The sequence below is a fragment of the Paenibacillus sp. FSL R5-0713 genome (genome assembly GCF_037973325.1).
In the GTDB taxonomy this organism is placed as follows: domain Bacteria; phylum Bacillota; class Bacilli; order Paenibacillales; family Paenibacillaceae; genus Paenibacillus.
On sequence record NZ_CP150229.1, the window covers coordinates 2,110,800 to 2,126,915 of the forward strand.

The following is a 16,116-nucleotide window of genomic DNA, read 5'->3' on the forward strand; positions in this document are numbered from 1 at the left end:
ATGCTGGACAAGGCCCATGGCAGCGTGTGGGTCGTAAGCGGTTTACCGTAGCACGTGGATGAAGCTGTCACAAGCAGCGCACTGCAGGTTGCGGCCATCAAATCAACGGCTGGAGAGGTGTAGTTGTGTTCAAAGATATATTCCAGAAGAAACGGAAGTACGCTACCATACCTTCCGAGCGTGCACTTCCCGGCGAAGGCCAGGAAGTCCTAGAACGCCCAAAACGTGAAATACCTGAAGGGCTTATGAACAAGTGCAGCAAATGCGGCACCATTCAATATAGCAAGGAATTGGAGAAAAATCTGAAAGTATGTCCTGCCTGTGGTTACCATATGCGTCTTAACGCTATGGAGCGCATTGCTATGGTACTTGATGATCAAGGGTTTGTTGAGTTTGACGCTGATATGATATCAGTTGATCCGCTTGGCTTTCCTGGATATAGTAACAAATTGGAACAACAACGTCTGAAATCGGGCCTAAAGGAAGCGGTAATTACAGGGGAAGGTACCATTGAGGGCCTGCCTGTAGTTGTGGCTGTCATGAGCTTTGATTTCTTCACAGGCAGCATGGGTTCGGTTGTAGGGGAGAAAATTACCCGTGCCATTGAGCATGCAACAGAGAAGCGCTTGCCAATGATCATTTTCTCCACATCAGGTGGTGCCCGGATGCAGGAGAGTATTCTCAGCCTCATGCAAATGGCCAAAACAAGCGCAGCTTTATCCCGTTTGGATGAACAGGGTGGGCTGTACATTTCGGTCATCACGGACCCGACGACAGGTGGAGTCTCGGCAAGTTTTGCGAGTCTGGGCGATATTAATATTGCCGAACCTGGCGCTGTGTTTGGTTTTGCCGGCAGAATCGTTATTGAACAGACCATCCGTCAGAAGTTACCTGATGATTTCCAGACGGCTGAATTTAATATGCAGCACGGTCAGCTGGACATGGTTGTGCACCGGAAAGAACTTCGGGCCACTCTTGGCAAGCTTCTGGATATGCATAGTGAAAAAGGAGGGGTCTAAATGGCGGGTGAGTTGCCATATGAAGCGCCTCTGGTTGAGATGCGCAAAAAGATTGATGAACTCGTACAGTTTGGACAGGAAAAAGGGATCGACTTCACGGACGAGATTGCCCGCCTGGAAGAACGTTACCATAGACTTGAAGAAGAGATTTACACTGGCATAACGGCAGCACAGAAAATGCATCTGGCCCGGCACCAGCAACGCCCAACGGCGCTAGATCTGATTCAATTGATATTTACGGACTTCATTGAGCTGCACGGTGATCGCATGTTCGGAGACGATCTTGCGGTTGTTGGCGGGCTTGCCAAGTTGAATGGAAAGACAGTAACGGTAATCGGACAACAGCGGGGGAAAGATACGAAGGATAACATCGCCCGCTTTTTCGGCAGCGCTCATCCGGAAGGCTTCCGAAAAGGACTTCGTCTGATGAAACAAGCGAACAAATTTGGCCGTCCTATTATTACGTTTATTGATACTAAAGGGGCGTATCCGGGTAATACTGCAGAAGAGAGAGGTCAATCGGAAGCTATTGCTCGCAACCTGATGGAAATGGCGAAGCTTTCGGTTCCTGTTATAGTTGTGGTCATCGGCGAAGGTGGAAGCGGCGGTGCTCTCGCTATGGCTGTGGGTAATCGTGTGTTGATGCTGGAACATGCAATCTATTCTGCGATCTCTCCGAACGGGGCTGCTTCGATTCTCTGGAAGGATGCATCCAAGGCAGATCAAGCGGCTGAAGCGATGAAAATAACAGCCAAGGACCTTCTGGAGATGGAAGTTATTGAAGAGATCGTGCCTGAGCCACGCGGCGGTGCTCATCGGGATTATGAAGCGTCTGCTGCTTTCATCAGTGAAGCTTTGATCCGTCATCTCGACGAGATGAAGGGTTGGAGCGGGGATCAGCTGAAACAGGATCGGTATGAGAAATTCCGTAAAATTGGATCGGTCACGTTTGAACCTCAAGCATCCATTGAAGCTCCTCAAGAGCTTGTAGAAGTAGATGCTGCGAGTAATTTGTCGGGAAATGTTGAATAGTGTGACGAATTTCCTATACAAATGAGCAAAAGTATAGTAAATTTAATAGTTGGAAAAAGAAAAATAGATAAAGAGTAATACCTTTAAAATCGGAGGAAACCCAAAATGCGTAAAACGAAAATTGTATGTACCATTGGTCCATCCAGTGAATCTCTGGAGAACACCAAAAAATTGATTATGGCCGGTATGAATGTGGCCCGTCTGAACTTCTCCCACGGTGATTTCGATGAGCACGGCGGACGGATCATTGCGATTCGCCAAGCATGCGAAGAGTTGAACAAAACAGTAGCGATCCTGCTGGACACCAAAGGACCGGAAATTCGGACAGGTAAACTCGAAGTAGAACCGATCGAATTGGTTCAAGACGAGTACATCACTTTGACAACAGAAGAAATTCTTGGAACCAAAGAACGTCTTTCCATTACGTATACAGATCTTCCGAATGATGTTGAACCGGGATCTACAATTCTGATCGACGACGGTCTGATCGGACTGACTGTGGTGGAAGTGCAAGGCACCGAGATCAAATGCCGTATCGTTAACGGCGGATCGATCAAAAGCAAAAAAGGTGTTAACGTTCCGGGCGTTGCCATTTCTCTGCCGGGTATCACCGAAAAAGACGCTAACGATATCGTATTTGGTATTGAGCAAGGTGTTGATTTTATCGCGGCTTCTTTTGTACGTAAAGCGAGTGACGTACTTGAGATTCGTGAATTGCTTGAAAAACACAATGCTGGACATATCCAAATCATCTCCAAAATTGAAAACCAACAAGGTGTCGATAACCTCGATGAGATCCTTGAAGTATCTGACGGCCTGATGGTTGCTCGTGGAGACCTGGGTGTTGAGATTCCTGCGGAAGAAGTACCATTGGTACAAAAACGCATGATCGAAAAATGTAATGTTGCAGGTAAACCGGTAATCACAGCTACACAAATGTTGGATTCCATGCAGCGTAACCCACGTCCAACACGTGCTGAAGCGAGTGACGTAGCGAATGCGATCTTCGATGGCACGGACGCAATCATGTTGTCCGGTGAGACAGCTGCGGGTAAATACCCGGTTGAATCCGTTCTGACCATGTCCCGTATTGCTGAAAAAGCAGAATCTGCTCTGCCTTACCAAGAGCTGTATCTGAAGCAACGTGTTGCTCAACAAACAACTGTTACGGAAGCAATCAGCCAATCAGTTGCCCTTTCAGCTCAAGATTTGAACGCAAAAGCGATCATCACTTCAACTGAATCAGGACACACTGCACGCATGATTTCCAAGTATCGTCCAGAATCTCCAATCATCGCTGTAACTACGGAAGACAGAACTTCCCGTCGTTTGGCTCTGGCTTGGGGTGTAACTCCTGTCAAAGGAAGACTGGTTGATTCCACGGATGCTTTGTTCGAAAACGCAATTGAAGGCGGCGTAAAATCCGGACTGGTTAAAGAAGGAGACCTGGTTGTGATTACAGCAGGTGTACCTTTGGGTCGTTCCGGTTCTACCAACCTGATTAAAGTAAGCCAAATTCCAAACAACGCTTAATAGCGTATTGGATGGAGAAGCAACAGGAAAGAAGCAATGGGGCGTTATTGTCCCGTTGCTTTTTTTCCATCTTATTGACACTTTGCAGCGAGGTAACACGTATGAATGTTAGAACGAAGGAGGCCGATCACATGCGAGAACAGATCAATGGTAGCTGGTATGCGGCACGTCTTCGTGTACGCTATCAAGAAAGTGACCAGATGGGCGTGGTCTACCACGCGAACTATTTAAATTGGTTTGAAATCGGTCGAACTGAGATGATTCGCCAAATGGGGTATACATATCGTAAAATGGAGGAACAGGGGTTACTGCTTCCCGTAACCGGACTGGATGTGAAGTATCACAAGCCTGCCCGATATGATGATGAGATTATCATTTTCACCCGTATTGCTGCATTTAGTGGTTTGCGACTGAACTATGAGTACGACATAAGACGCATGTCTGAAGAACCTGATGAGCATATGGCGATTGGAGAACGGGTATGGTCAGCTGATGAATCGCTCCCCGGAGAACGGCTGGTTACAGGTTCTACCCAGCATGTGTGGGTAAATGGAGACTGGAAGCCAGTTCGGTTGGATAAGGCAGCCTCTGAGCTATACAGCGCGCTTGAAAAGGTGTGGCTTTCGGGAAAGGGGTAATACGTCAATGCGAAAATGGATGTGGGCTTTACTCTTAATCATTCCGGTGATTGAATTATTTGGTTTTATTCTGATGAGTGACTGGATCGGAGCCGGAAAGACATTGCTTCTCATGATTCTCACGTCCTTGATTGGTATAGCAATGTTGCAGTTTGAAGGGCGAAAGGTACTTGTGGACGCCAGATCCGAGATGGAGCGTGGCAAGGTACCTGGAAGAAAAATGGTCGATGGTCTTTTTATTTTTGTCGGTGGTTTCTTGCTCTTGATTCCAGGTTTTGTAACGGATTTGATCGGGTTTACACTGATATTTCCATTAACACGTCCGGTTTATCGTCTGTTCTTCCTGGGATGGCTGGAGAAAAAAATGAAAAGTGGCAAAATTACGTTTTATCGTCGTCCAAAATGAAACACCAGTTGTTTTGCATAATGGAAAAGGCTCCGCTCAGCAGATGAATTCTGTTGAACGAAGCCTTTTTCTGTTTTTCCTGCGTGCTTATAAGATGATGCTTCATCGGACACGTCCGTTGATGATATACGTTCGGAGGTCGCGTAATACGTTAGCCCGATTGAACGCATCGAGAATCACGAGACTGACAGGGCCAATAATTAAGCCCAGAACACCGAACAGTTTCAAACCCACGAACATGCCAACCAGCGTGGCGAGTGGGTCGAGCCCTACACTACTTGCAAGTACCTTCGGTTCAATAATCTGACGGGCGATTAGTAAGATCAGATAGATAACACTAATACCTATGCCCAGATACAGATCCCCGTTCATAAACAGGTATGCTGCCCAAGGTACCATGACCAGACCCACACCCAAGTAAGGTAGCAGATCCACCAGACCAATAAAGAGAGCGATAGTGAAGGCTGACTTTACTTGCAATATAAGCAGTCCAATCATGACGAATAGTGCTGTAATCGAGATCATGATCAATTGTGCTCTCACGTACCCAAACAAGGCCTTTTTCAGGTCAGTCCATATGTCTGATATGGGCTTGCGAATGGAAGAGGGCACCCAGCCCGATACGGTGATGCTATGCCGGGTCCAACTTTTGCTGATGAAGAATGTAGACAGCAGAACAACAATTAACACCGCGCCCATGTTGGGCAGGGAAGTCAGGAGACTCAGAACCATATTGAAAAATCCGGTGACCAGATCCGTCACGGCTGTACCTACCGTTTCGGTCGTTTTGCTGATATTGCTGTTGATGGTTTCCTGGTAGTTGGGATTCTCTTTGTAAAATTCATTGATCTGCCCAATCAAACTCTGAATGGTGTCATTCTGGGTCCAGCGCACAAATGTGTCCTTGATTTCATCCACATGAAGATCAAAGCTTGTCGTAAGTGAAATGACTTCTTTTACCATGCGGGTAATCGCCGCTGATAGCACCACCGCAATGGCACCAAAATAAACGATCAATGAAAGAGTCACAGCCAGCCAGCGGGGGAACCGTGCTCGATGCTGAAGCAGTTTCACTAATGGATTCATGGCATAAGCGATGATCCAGGCAATCGCAAAAGGATACAGAAGCGGGAACAGCAAGTATATGGCAACAGCGATCAGAATGGTCGCAATGATAACCCATAAGCCGCGGAGCAGACGTTTCAGTATAATTTTATCCAAGCATCAACTCTCCTTATTTCAATTAAGCCGACCTATGTATGATCTATAAAACAGTATTAAGAATAGATGGCTATCTTAATTAATATAGAGCATTTACCACGTTTTGAAACGCCGGAAGGTTACCAGAGCTTGTTCAAGAGCTAACATTTTGAGCAAGCTCCACCGGGATTCTTTCTTTTGCCTAGAGTATGCCTTAGTATTACAGAATATAGCAATATAAAGTTCTTCATACGACAGAATTGTTTAAAAAACATTAAATGTCAACCTTGTTTTTGTAAAGGCTTTCAAAAATGCTTTATCGGTCCGATAAAGAAGTTTGATGTGCGAATGAACTCTCATCATGTTCACATAAACGACAAAATCCAGTATGATGTTATAAGTAAATACCGATTGACAGATAGGAAAACCGCATTTTGAAATATTTGTTAATTTTAAAATGAAAATGTTTACAAAAAGAGGATAGGTGCACTTTGGCACTTATATGCACTCTGGAATGGTTCCTGATTTCGCTTATTAAAGGAGAGATGTAATATGACAGCTACCAAAGGTCTGGAAGGCATCGTTGCAACAACCTCTTCGATCAGTTCTATTGTAGACGGTGTGCTCACATACCGTGGTTACGATATCGACGATTTGGCTGAACATGCCAGCTTTGAAGAAGTTGCCTATTTGTTGTGGTTTGGTAAATTGCCAACAACGGATGAACTGAAATCCCTTCGTAAAAGCCTGAGCGATTACGCGCCGATTCCGAGCGAGTTGATTGCACAAATCCAATTGTATCCGAAAAACGTCAGTACCATGGCAGCACTTCGTTCCGCTGTCTCTGCACTTGCACTGTACGACGAGCAAGCTGATGAGATGACAACAGAAGCGAATGAGAACAAAGCGGTTAAGTTGCAAGCACAGTTGCCAACGATTGTGGCAGCCATCGCCCGTATCCGTCAGGGAAAAGAACCTGTGGCTCCAAAAGAAGGCGCTTCCATCGCAGAGAACTTTTTATATATGATGACTGGTGAAGAACCATCCGAGACCGCAGTGAAAGCATTGGACCAAGCCCTTGTCCTGCATGCGGATCACGAGTTGAATGCTTCGACATTTGCAGCTCGTGTAACGGTTGCTACGCTGTCGGATATCTATTCAGGTGTAACTTCCGCCATTGGCGCACTGAAGGGACCACTGCATGGTGGTGCTAACGAAGCCGTTATGAAAATGTTGAATGAGATCGGTACGCCTGATCGTCTTGAAGCGGCAATTCAGGAAAAATTGAATAATCGTGAAAAGATCATGGGCTTTGGACATCGGGTGTACAAAAACGGTGATCCACGTGCCAAGCATCTACAGAAGATGTCCAGAGAACTTGGCGAGATGAACAATGATACGCGCCTTTATGATATGTCAGTGAAGATCGAGGAACTGGTTACAGGACAAAAAGGACTGAAGCCTAACGTAGACTTCTATTCTGCTTCTGTATATACCCAACTAGAGATCGAACAGGAATTGTTCACTCCGATCTTTGCCATCAGCCGGGTGTCTGGATGGACTGCGCATATTTTGGAACAGCTTGCGGACAATCGCATCATTCGTCCACGTGCGGAGTACACTGGCCCTACAGAACAGAAATACGTTTCTATTGAACTTCGCTAATAGCCACAAAAACAGTATAATAATATGGACGAGGTGAAGGGTTGGAAAGTAGAGGCGTTACTAGCTTAAGCTCTCAGGACCCTTCTCTCCACAAGACTAGTGGTATGATGAATACTGCATATATGAAACCTAGGAGGAATTTTAACTATGAAATTAGAAAAATTTGCTCACCCAACTGAAGGCGAAAAAATTCAAATTGATAACGGTACACTTCAAGTACCTAGCAACCCAATCATTCCATTTATCGAAGGTGACGGTACAGGCCGTGATATCTGGAAAGCTTCCAAACGTGTATTGGATGCAGCTGTTGAAAAAGCCTATGATGGCAACAAAAAAATCGCATGGTATGAAGTGTTTGCTGGACAAAAAGCATTCGATACATACGGTGAGTGGTTGCCGAATGATACATTGGAAGCCATTCGTGAGTATATCGTAGCGATCAAAGGACCATTGACTACACCAATCGGTGGCGGTATCCGTTCCCTGAACGTAGCCCTGCGTCAAGAGCTTGACCTCTACACTTGCTTGCGTCCTGTTCGTTATTTCGACGGTGTACCTTCTCCGGTTAAACGTCCTGAGCTGGTAGACATGGTTATTTTCCGTGAGAATACGGAAGATATCTATGCAGGAATCGAGTATGCTGAAGGTTCTGAAGAAGTGAAAAAAGTGATCCAGTTCCTGCAACAAGAGATGGGTGCTAACAAAATTCGTTTCCCTGAAACTTCCGGTATTGGTATCAAGCCAGTTTCTTCCGAAGGTTCAAAACGTTTGGTGCGTGCAGCAATTCAATACGCAATTGATCATAACCGTAAGAGTGTTACCTTGGTACACAAAGGTAATATCATGAAATTTACCGAAGGTGCCTTCAAAAACTGGGGATACGAAGTGGCTGAAGAAGAGTTCGCTGACAAAGTATTCACTTGGGCACAATATGACATCATCAAAGATAACGAAGGTACAGATGCAGCGAATGCAGCACAAAAAGCCGCTGAAGATGCTGGTAAAATCATCGTAAAAGATGCGATTGCCGATATCGCTCTGCAACAAGTATTGACTCGTCCAGGCGAATTTGATGTTATCGCAACCTTGAACCTGAACGGTGACTATCTGTCCGATGCACTTGCAGCGCAAGTTGGCGGAATTGGTATCGCTCCTGGAGCGAACATCAACTACGTGACAGGACATGCTATCTTCGAAGCAACTCACGGTACTGCACCTAAATACGCGGACAAAGATGTCGTGAACCCTGGTTCCGTTATTCTGTCCGGAGTAATGTTGCTTGAGCACTTGGGATGGCAAGAAGCAGCTAACCTGATCTACAAAGGTATGGAAACATCCATTAACAATAAAACAGTAACGTATGACTTTGCACGTCTGATGGATGGCGCTACTGAAGTGAAATGTTCTGAATTCGCGGATCAAATCATTAAAAACCTGTAAGGGGAGATGTGAATCTTGACTATTCAGCGCAAAAAAATCACAGTAGTCGGCGCCGGTTTTACCGGTGCCACGACCGCATTAATGCTTGCCCAAAAAGAACTCGGGGATGTTGTGCTGGTTGATATTCCTCAGCTGGAGAACCCGACGAAGGGGAAAGCACTCGATATGATGGAGGCAAGTCCTGTTCAAGGATTTGACAGTCATATCGTCGGTACTTCCAACTACGAAGATACTGCAGGTTCTGAGATTGTAATCATCACCGCTGGTATCGCCCGTAAACCGGGTATGAGCCGTGACGATCTGGTCAATACGAATGCGGGTATCGTGAAGTCCGTTTGTGAAAATGTGAAAAAATATTGCCCTGATTCCATCGTCATTATTCTAAGCAACCCGGTAGATGCGATGACTTATGCAGCTTATCAGACCCTTGGTTTTCCTAAAAACCGTGTTATTGGTCAATCAGGTGTTCTGGATACAGCACGTTATTGTACCTTCATTGCGCAAGAGCTGAACGTATCTGTTGAAGATGTTCGTGGATTCGTTCTTGGTGGTCACGGAGACGATATGGTGCCTCTCGTTCGTTATTCGAGCGTGGGAGGCATTCCAATCGATACCCTGATTCCGGCTGACCGGATCGAATCCATCGTGCAGCGCACCCGTGTTGGCGGTGGTGAGATTGTGAATCTGCTTGGTAACGGCAGTGCGTATTACGCACCGGCGGCTTCACTTGTTCAGATGACCGAAGCGATTTTGAAGGACAAGAAACGTATCATTCCAGTCATCGCTTATCTTGAAGGTGAATATGGCTATCATGATCTGTTCCTCGGTGTACCAACCATTCTGGGTGGTAACGGCATTGAGAAAATATTCGAGCTTGACCTGACAACGGAAGAAAAAGCAGGCTTGGATAAATCTGCTGATTCGGTTCGTAACGTCATTTCAGTAGTAAACCTGTAAGTTTGAGAACTTTTTGAACAGAAGCTAAAAGAAAACCTCCGGTAACCCGGAGGTTTTCTTTTCTTTGGATAAGATCCCCAGTATAATGGGATGTGATGTATAGCACACCGAAAATGTTGAGGAGGATGAAAATTTTGACAATGATTATGTATCTGCTCCATATTATTGGAGCACTGGCGATGGGATTTTATTTGATTCTGCCATTTGTGGTCGGTAAAATTCGTACTTTGAATGCTGCAGCACAAGAGGGAGCATTTGCATCGCTACGTTCTTTGAACAAAGTCGCGCAGTATGGACTTGTAATCCAACTACTAACAGGCGGTTACCTGATGACAAAAGGTGAGTATTCTCATGTCTGGATGGCTGTTGTTGTTGTCCTTCTCTTGGCCATTGCCGCTATTGGAGGAATTATGGGCAAACCGCTACGACTCGCTGCAGAAGGTGTGAAAAACAAGCGTGATGTAGGTCCTGAGCAAAGCAAGATCCGTATGTTCAGTACACTTCTGGCTGTATTCTTGCTTATCATGGTGTATCTGATGGTGAATAATCAGGTCATCTAAGTGCGTAGCGGACGGTTAATCCATCCTACAACGATGTATTAGTCTCCATTGCTTAAGCGTTTGCAAACGTAATTAGGACAAGCTGAATGGGATGTAAGATAGCGTTACGGGAAACAAATGAAAAATAGACAGCCACATCGGCTGTCTATTTTTGTTATTACCAAGTTGAATCAGCATTCCTTGTTTTATTTGAGTTGGTACTACAGCAGTCTTTACCATACATATCATCGTCCATGCTCCATCAGACACGGTCTACATGGGTTAGGTTGCACTCATAGCATATGCACACACAGCATTTCGACCAATCCGCTTGGACTCATACAGCGCAGTATCAGCATCACGTAACAAGGATTCCAACGAATCAATGCCTCCATTGTATTGGGAGATACCAAAGCTTGAGGTCAGCGTAATAGGATTTCCCTTAACATCTAGGGGGGAATTCAACAAGGCAACTCTCAGTTGCTCTGCAAGTTCTTTGGCTTCTTGAAGAGAGGTATCCGGAAGGGCGATAACGAATTCTTCTCCTCCATAACGGGCGAACAACATCTCAGGGCTCAAATATCGATTACATACAGAGACTACATGGATAATGGCCTGATCACCTACATCATGTCCATAGGTATCATTGATGCGTTTAAAATAATCGATATCAAATAATATAAATGAAACAGGCTGCTGATTAAGACGAGCCTCGCTTAACATCTCCCGTCCTTTATGCAAAAAATGAGTGCGATTATAGATTTTGGTCAGACCATCGAAATAAGCCAGTTGTTTTAGCTGTTCTTGCAAGAAACGTTGTTCTGTTATATCAATGAGCATAATGAGGCTACCCACGATCTGTGCATCCTTGTTATACACATAAGATGTTCTGACCTGATAACAGACGGTTTCACCTGCTAACTGCCAGTACAGATCCGTTTGCAATCCTTCCTTCTCGTATTGAACGGGAAAAGTCTCACCGGCAAGAGTAAGCCATATCTCATCCAAGGGTTGTCCAATCATGGTGAGGTTAAGCTCTGGCAACATGTCACGAAGTGATCGATTATAATCTACCAGACGATTGGAACTATCCAGTACAATAACTCCTTCGCGCATGCTCTCGAAAATACTGTCTTTAGCAATCGGCACGATGGTCAGGAGACGAGAGGATAGAATGGCCCAGATATACATCGCAGATGTAATACACATGAGAACCGGCACGGGGTCCATCCCACCAGGTGTCAAGCCAAGCAAATACAGAAAAGCTGCGACCATAGGAATAATCTGTGAAGTAATCAGTGTAAGTAATTGTCGACGGTACATCTTCTTGGTGTGTTTCCATTGACCGATCAGAATGAGGCAGGCACACAACAGACATGAGAACGTGAATGCGCCGTGTACAACATACCATTGACCTACTGCGATATCCATCAGAGGTACGGGACTATCTTCTCTCAGCCATACTTTCTTATAAAAAAGATGATGAAAATCATTGGTTGCTACCATACATAGTGTAATGGAAGGGATTACAAACAATGCGGCAGTGGCCTTTTTGGATAACGTTTTTCCTGTATATTTTATCATCAACATGAGGCCAAGAGATGCGGAGAAGGGCATGCCTATATACTCCACGGTGGTCCAAAACTTCATCTGCTCGAGCGTGTTGCTGGCCAGCTCAATTGCATATCCAAACGTGTATATGGAGAGTGCTGCTGTGTAGAGGATGAATATTTTGGAGCTGGGGATCTCGGATCTTCTGAAATAGGTATATAAACACAAAAAGACATTCAGCACGGCTGAAGTGGCTACGAGTGTTATATATGAATTAATATGCGATTCCATTGTCAGGTCTCCATGTTAGATTAGGATGATTAAACCAGTAAAAATGATAGCTAAAGCATATCTGTATACTGTACATTGTACCTCAGCCCAAGGAGCATAGGAATACACTTTGTATCATGAAACAGTCTAATTTCGAATAAATTTCGAATTCTGGCAATACAGGCTTTGAAGCAAATCGATTGTTTGATATCCAAAGAGCGTGGTAAATAACGAATAGAAGGTAGGACGCTGATAGAGACAGCACGCCGAGCCTTGAGTTGCTTTTCATCACAGAAGAATAATCTGGACTGTTCATGCCATCCTACAGAATGAGACTTTTTCAGAGAACGAAAGACAAGGAAGGTTACAGCTAAGTCCGTGTCTTCTGTAATCCAAACATGTTCACATTTTGAGAGGAGAATGTTAGATGTCAACCACACCACAAAACGAAAAAACAATGCCAGCACAGCATCAGGATCAACGACCTGGAATCGAGTCGGAGATGCATCCTAGACCCGAATTTGAAAAGCCTGAATACAAGGCAGCAGGTAAACTGACGGGAAAGGTAGCGCTCATTACAGGGGGTGACAGTGGGATCGGACGGGCTGTAGCTGTTACATACGCCAAGGAAGGCGCAGATGTCGCCATTGTATATCTGAGCGAGCACGAAGATGCCAAGGAAACGAAGCGCCAAGTGGAACAAGAAGGACGGAAGTGTATCTTGATAGCTGGAGATATTGGTGATGATGCCTTTGCGAAGAAGTCGGTTCAGCAGACGGTGGATGAATTGGGCAAACTGGACATTGTCGTGAATAACGCTGCGGAACAGCACCCACAGCAGAATCTGGAGGATATTACACCAGAGCAACTGGAGCGAACATTCCGTACCAATATCTTCGGCATGTTCTATGTGACGCAGGCAGCTCTGCCACATCTGAAGAAAGGCAGTACGATTATTAACACCACATCCATAACAGCTTATCGCGGTAGCCCGACCTTGCTTGATTATTCATCTACCAAAGGTGCCATCACTTCGTTCACTCGTTCTCTGTCGATGAATGTGATTGAGAAGGGAATTCGTGTCAATGCCGTTGCACCAGGGCCGATCTGGACACCGCTCATTCCATCCACCTTTGACGAGAAAAAAGTAAGTGAGTTTGGCGCAACCCAGCCGATGAAACGTCCAGGGCAACCGGATGAACTGGCTCCCGCATATGTGTATCTGGCTTCGGATGATTCATCGTATGTGAGTGGACAGGTAATGCATGTAAATGGCGGTGAAGTGGTAAACGGGTAATGCTTTTAAGATGATTCGGAATCCGTATAGGATTGATTATATAGAGAGACGTATCGCATTCAGCATGGCTGAGCGGTGCGTCTTTTTTATATCAGGGAATTGTGCAAGTCTAAGATGCGGTTTAGCAGCTGTTTACAAAAGTCTGCATCTGCGTTGATACATATATGATATGGTACGAATAGCTTGGCTGATTGGAAGTTCCCTAATCTGTGATATGATAGATCGAGCAAATTATACGCGGAGGGACAAGTCATATGAAAATGAGCAAACAGAATGCAGCGCATTATATATGGGGTGCACAGTGCGATGGCTGGCACCTTGTTCAAAACGATAAATTGAGCATCATTCATGAGCGAATGCCTGCAGGAACGACTGAAACACGACATGTTCATTCGGTAAGCCGTCAGTTTTTTTTCATCCTTAGTGGTGAAGCATATATGGAACTAAACGGAGAAATGTTCGTGCTGGAAACCCATGAAGGAATAGAGATTGCACCCGGAATGCCGCATCAGATGATGAATCGCAGCAACGAAGAAGTGGAGTTTCTCGTTATTTCCAATCCCGGCACCCGTGGTGACCGAATTGAACTGGATTCAATATAGAGCCAATTATTAGATGTTAATCTGATCATAAAGGAAGAGATAGATGAGACCGTTCCGAATTCGCCTTGCCATCATTATGATGGTGCTGATCGGTGTATCCGTCATTGTAGCTGGATATACAATGGGCAGAGTGTTTAAAACTACGCACATAACCGCATTGGAGCAAACCATGGTGCGGGAGATTAATTTGCTCAAAGCCACGTTTCCCTTCCATGATGCAAGTGATCCAACCTCGGAAGCCACACGAAAGTACTATTCAGATCGGGCGCTGGAACTGGATCGCCTCACGGATTCCCGGGTGACCTTCATCAATAAAGACGGCACCGTCATTGGAGATTCCGAGAGTAATCCGGCAGCGATGGATAATCACTTGAACCGGGAAGAAATTCTGGGTGCGGTTGGGGATGGATACGGGCAGTCTATACGGTACAGTGAAACACTGGGACAGGACATGCTGTATGTAGCACTACCTGTCAATTCGGATCAAAGTGACATGATTGAAATGCCCAGCGGCAAATTTGATGGCTACATCCGCCTTTCAATGAGTCTGCATGCGGTTGATCAGGGTCTTCAGCGTGGTTGGATGATTATGTTTGCTGCACTTGGACTGCTGTTCTTAATTGTCGCATTTGTCAGTTATCGGGTTGCACGCGGACTAACCTCCCCGATTGAGCATATTACAAAAGTGGCTCATCGAATCACCAAGCTGGAATACGATGCGAGAGTTGATGTAACGCGTAGAGATGAGATCGGACAGTTGGGGCTTGCGATCAACGGAATGGCAGACAGCTTGCAGTCCCAGCTGAAGACGATTCGTGACAATGAAGCCTTGCTACAGAGCGTCCTCGCGAACATGACCGGAGGCATTGTCATGATCGATGCAGGGCAATCCATTGCATTGGTTAATCGGGAAGCAGAGCGTATGCTCGGTATTCAGGCAGGAAAAGTTACGGGTAAGCCTTATACTGAATTGAAAAGACACTACGAATTAACACGTACCATTGAAGAGAGTGTTGCACTGAAAGATCGGATGCACGAAGAAGTGAGTGTGTTCAACCCGGAGGAAAAACTGATCCGTATTGATGGCGTACCCATGTCGGAAGATGATGGCGGGTATCGAGGCATGTTGTTCCTGTTGCAGGACGTGACGGCGATTCGCCGCTTGGAGTCAATGCGCAGTGAGTTTGTTGCGAATGTCTCACATGAGCTTAAGACACCTGTTGCTGCGGTCAAGGGCTTTGCCGAAACGTTGCTCAGTGGCGGGGTACAGGATAAGGAGACGGAGCGTTCATTCCTGAAAATCATCTATGATGAAGGAGATCGACTTAACCGATTGATTGGGGATATTCTGGAGTTATCCAAAATTGAATCCAAACGCGCGCCTTTGCAATGTTCACCTGTTCATGTACACTCTTTCTTCGAAATGGTGCTGGGCACCCTGTCCAAGGTGGCGGAGAAAAAGCAGATTCGTCTGGAAATGCATGTTCCGGAGGAACTGTACATTGAAGCGGATGAGGACAAGATGAAGCAGATCTTCATCAATCTGTTATCCAACGGAATCAACTATACCCCGGATGGCGGACGAGTGAAGTTACAGGTGACAATGGATAACGACGATGAAGTGGTCTTTGCGGTGTCGGATACAGGAATTGGCATACCGAAAAAAGATCTGCCGCGGATCTTCGAACGGTTCTATCGCGTTGATAAAGGCAGATCCCGTAATTCAGGGGGCACGGGCCTTGGACTTTCCATAGTGAAACATCTGGTGGAATTGCATCATGGCAAATTGTCTGTTGAGAGTGAGCTGGGCATGGGGACAACGTTCCGTGTGATCCTTCCATTCATTCAGGATGAAGAGATCTAGACATGAAGTAGGAAAATGTAAAAAGGTTGTTTTGTTTTACACCGCGTTAACAATTTAGTGCTATGATAGAAAAAGTGTTGTGGCAACAGACAACCTATGAAGA

At 45.5% G+C, this 16,116-nt stretch carries 14 protein-coding genes; 12 read left to right on the forward strand and 2 right to left on the reverse strand.

Features of this window, described 5'->3' with window-relative positions; translation table 11 throughout:
- Positions 1 to 125 precede the first annotated feature (125 nt).
- From accD to MKZ12_RS09685, 5 genes are all read left to right on the forward strand, one after another.
- Positions 126 to 1,019, forward strand: a complete 894-nt coding sequence (gene accD, locus MKZ12_RS09665; RefSeq protein ID WP_339240998.1) for an acetyl-CoA carboxylase, carboxyltransferase subunit beta — start codon at positions 126 to 128, stop codon at positions 1,017 to 1,019.
- Entirely contained in the window at positions 1,020 to 2,051 is a 1,032-nt protein-coding gene (locus MKZ12_RS09670) for an acetyl-CoA carboxylase carboxyltransferase subunit alpha (protein WP_339241000.1), read from the forward strand. It abuts the gene before it with no gap.
- Between the two features lie 105 nt (positions 2,052 to 2,156).
- Positions 2,157 to 3,584, forward strand: coding sequence for a pyruvate kinase (pyk, locus tag MKZ12_RS09675; RefSeq protein ID WP_062833547.1), 1,428 nt, complete (start codon positions 2,157 to 2,159; stop codon positions 3,582 to 3,584).
- A gap of 131 nt (positions 3,585 to 3,715) precedes the next feature.
- Positions 3,716 to 4,222 (forward strand): thioesterase family protein, encoded by a 507-nt coding sequence (locus tag MKZ12_RS09680; protein WP_339241003.1) that lies wholly within the window; start codon positions 3,716 to 3,718, stop codon positions 4,220 to 4,222.
- A gap of 7 nt (positions 4,223 to 4,229) precedes the next feature.
- The gene (locus MKZ12_RS09685; RefSeq protein WP_339260128.1) at positions 4,230 to 4,628 is read left to right on the forward strand and encodes an FxsA family protein; all 399 of its coding nucleotides are present in this window, start codon (positions 4,230 to 4,232) and stop codon (positions 4,626 to 4,628) included.
- Between the two features lie 102 nt (positions 4,629 to 4,730).
- Here the strand turns inward: MKZ12_RS09685 and ytvI are convergent, their stop codons facing one another.
- A complete protein-coding gene (gene ytvI, locus MKZ12_RS09690; protein ID WP_339241006.1) occupies positions 4,731 to 5,849 on the reverse strand; it encodes a sporulation integral membrane protein YtvI in 1,119 nt (372 codons plus the stop codon).
- 531 nt (positions 5,850 to 6,380) lie between these two features.
- On the opposite strand from ytvI, the gene citZ reads away from it, so the two are divergent.
- The 4 genes from citZ to MKZ12_RS09710 all read left to right on the forward strand — a co-directional run bounded on the left by citZ (position 6,381) and on the right by MKZ12_RS09710 (position 10,450).
- Complete coding sequence (gene citZ / locus MKZ12_RS09695; RefSeq protein WP_339241009.1) at positions 6,381 to 7,493, forward strand: citrate synthase; 1,113 nt, start codon at positions 6,381 to 6,383, stop codon at positions 7,491 to 7,493.
- Between the two features lie 147 nt (positions 7,494 to 7,640).
- Positions 7,641 to 8,933 carry an NADP-dependent isocitrate dehydrogenase gene (gene icd / locus MKZ12_RS09700; RefSeq protein WP_076330335.1) on the forward strand — a complete coding sequence of 431 codons (1,293 nt, stop codon included), beginning with the start codon at positions 7,641 to 7,643 and terminating at the stop codon, positions 8,931 to 8,933.
- A gap of 15 nt (positions 8,934 to 8,948) precedes the next feature.
- Positions 8,949 to 9,890 (forward strand): malate dehydrogenase, encoded by a 942-nt coding sequence (gene mdh / locus MKZ12_RS09705; RefSeq protein WP_150365727.1) that lies wholly within the window; start codon positions 8,949 to 8,951, stop codon positions 9,888 to 9,890.
- A 134-nt stretch (positions 9,891 to 10,024) separates the two neighbouring features.
- Positions 10,025 to 10,450, forward strand: a complete 426-nt coding sequence (locus MKZ12_RS09710) for a hypothetical protein (RefSeq protein ID WP_124113831.1) — start codon at positions 10,025 to 10,027, stop codon at positions 10,448 to 10,450.
- Between the two features lie 261 nt (positions 10,451 to 10,711).
- On the opposite strand, the gene MKZ12_RS09715 is transcribed toward MKZ12_RS09710, so the two are convergent.
- Positions 10,712 to 12,271, reverse strand: coding sequence for a histidine kinase N-terminal 7TM domain-containing protein (locus MKZ12_RS09715; RefSeq protein WP_339260129.1), 1,560 nt, complete (start codon positions 12,269 to 12,271; stop codon positions 10,712 to 10,714).
- Between the two features lie 406 nt (positions 12,272 to 12,677).
- On the opposite strand from MKZ12_RS09715, the gene MKZ12_RS09720 reads away from it, so the two are divergent.
- The 3 genes from MKZ12_RS09720 to MKZ12_RS09730 all read left to right on the forward strand — a co-directional run bounded on the left by MKZ12_RS09720 (position 12,678) and on the right by MKZ12_RS09730 (position 16,013).
- A complete protein-coding gene (locus MKZ12_RS09720; RefSeq protein WP_339241014.1) occupies positions 12,678 to 13,547 on the forward strand; it encodes an SDR family oxidoreductase in 870 nt (289 codons plus the stop codon).
- A 254-nt stretch (positions 13,548 to 13,801) separates the two neighbouring features.
- Entirely contained in the window at positions 13,802 to 14,149 is a 348-nt protein-coding gene (locus tag MKZ12_RS09725) for a cupin domain-containing protein (RefSeq protein ID WP_339241017.1), read from the forward strand.
- Positions 14,150 to 14,192: 43 nt separating this feature from the next.
- On the forward strand, positions 14,193 to 16,013 hold the full coding sequence (locus tag MKZ12_RS09730; RefSeq protein ID WP_339260130.1) for an ATP-binding protein: 1,821 nt from the start codon (positions 14,193 to 14,195) through the stop codon (positions 16,011 to 16,013).
- Positions 16,014 to 16,116: the final 103 nt, after the last annotated feature.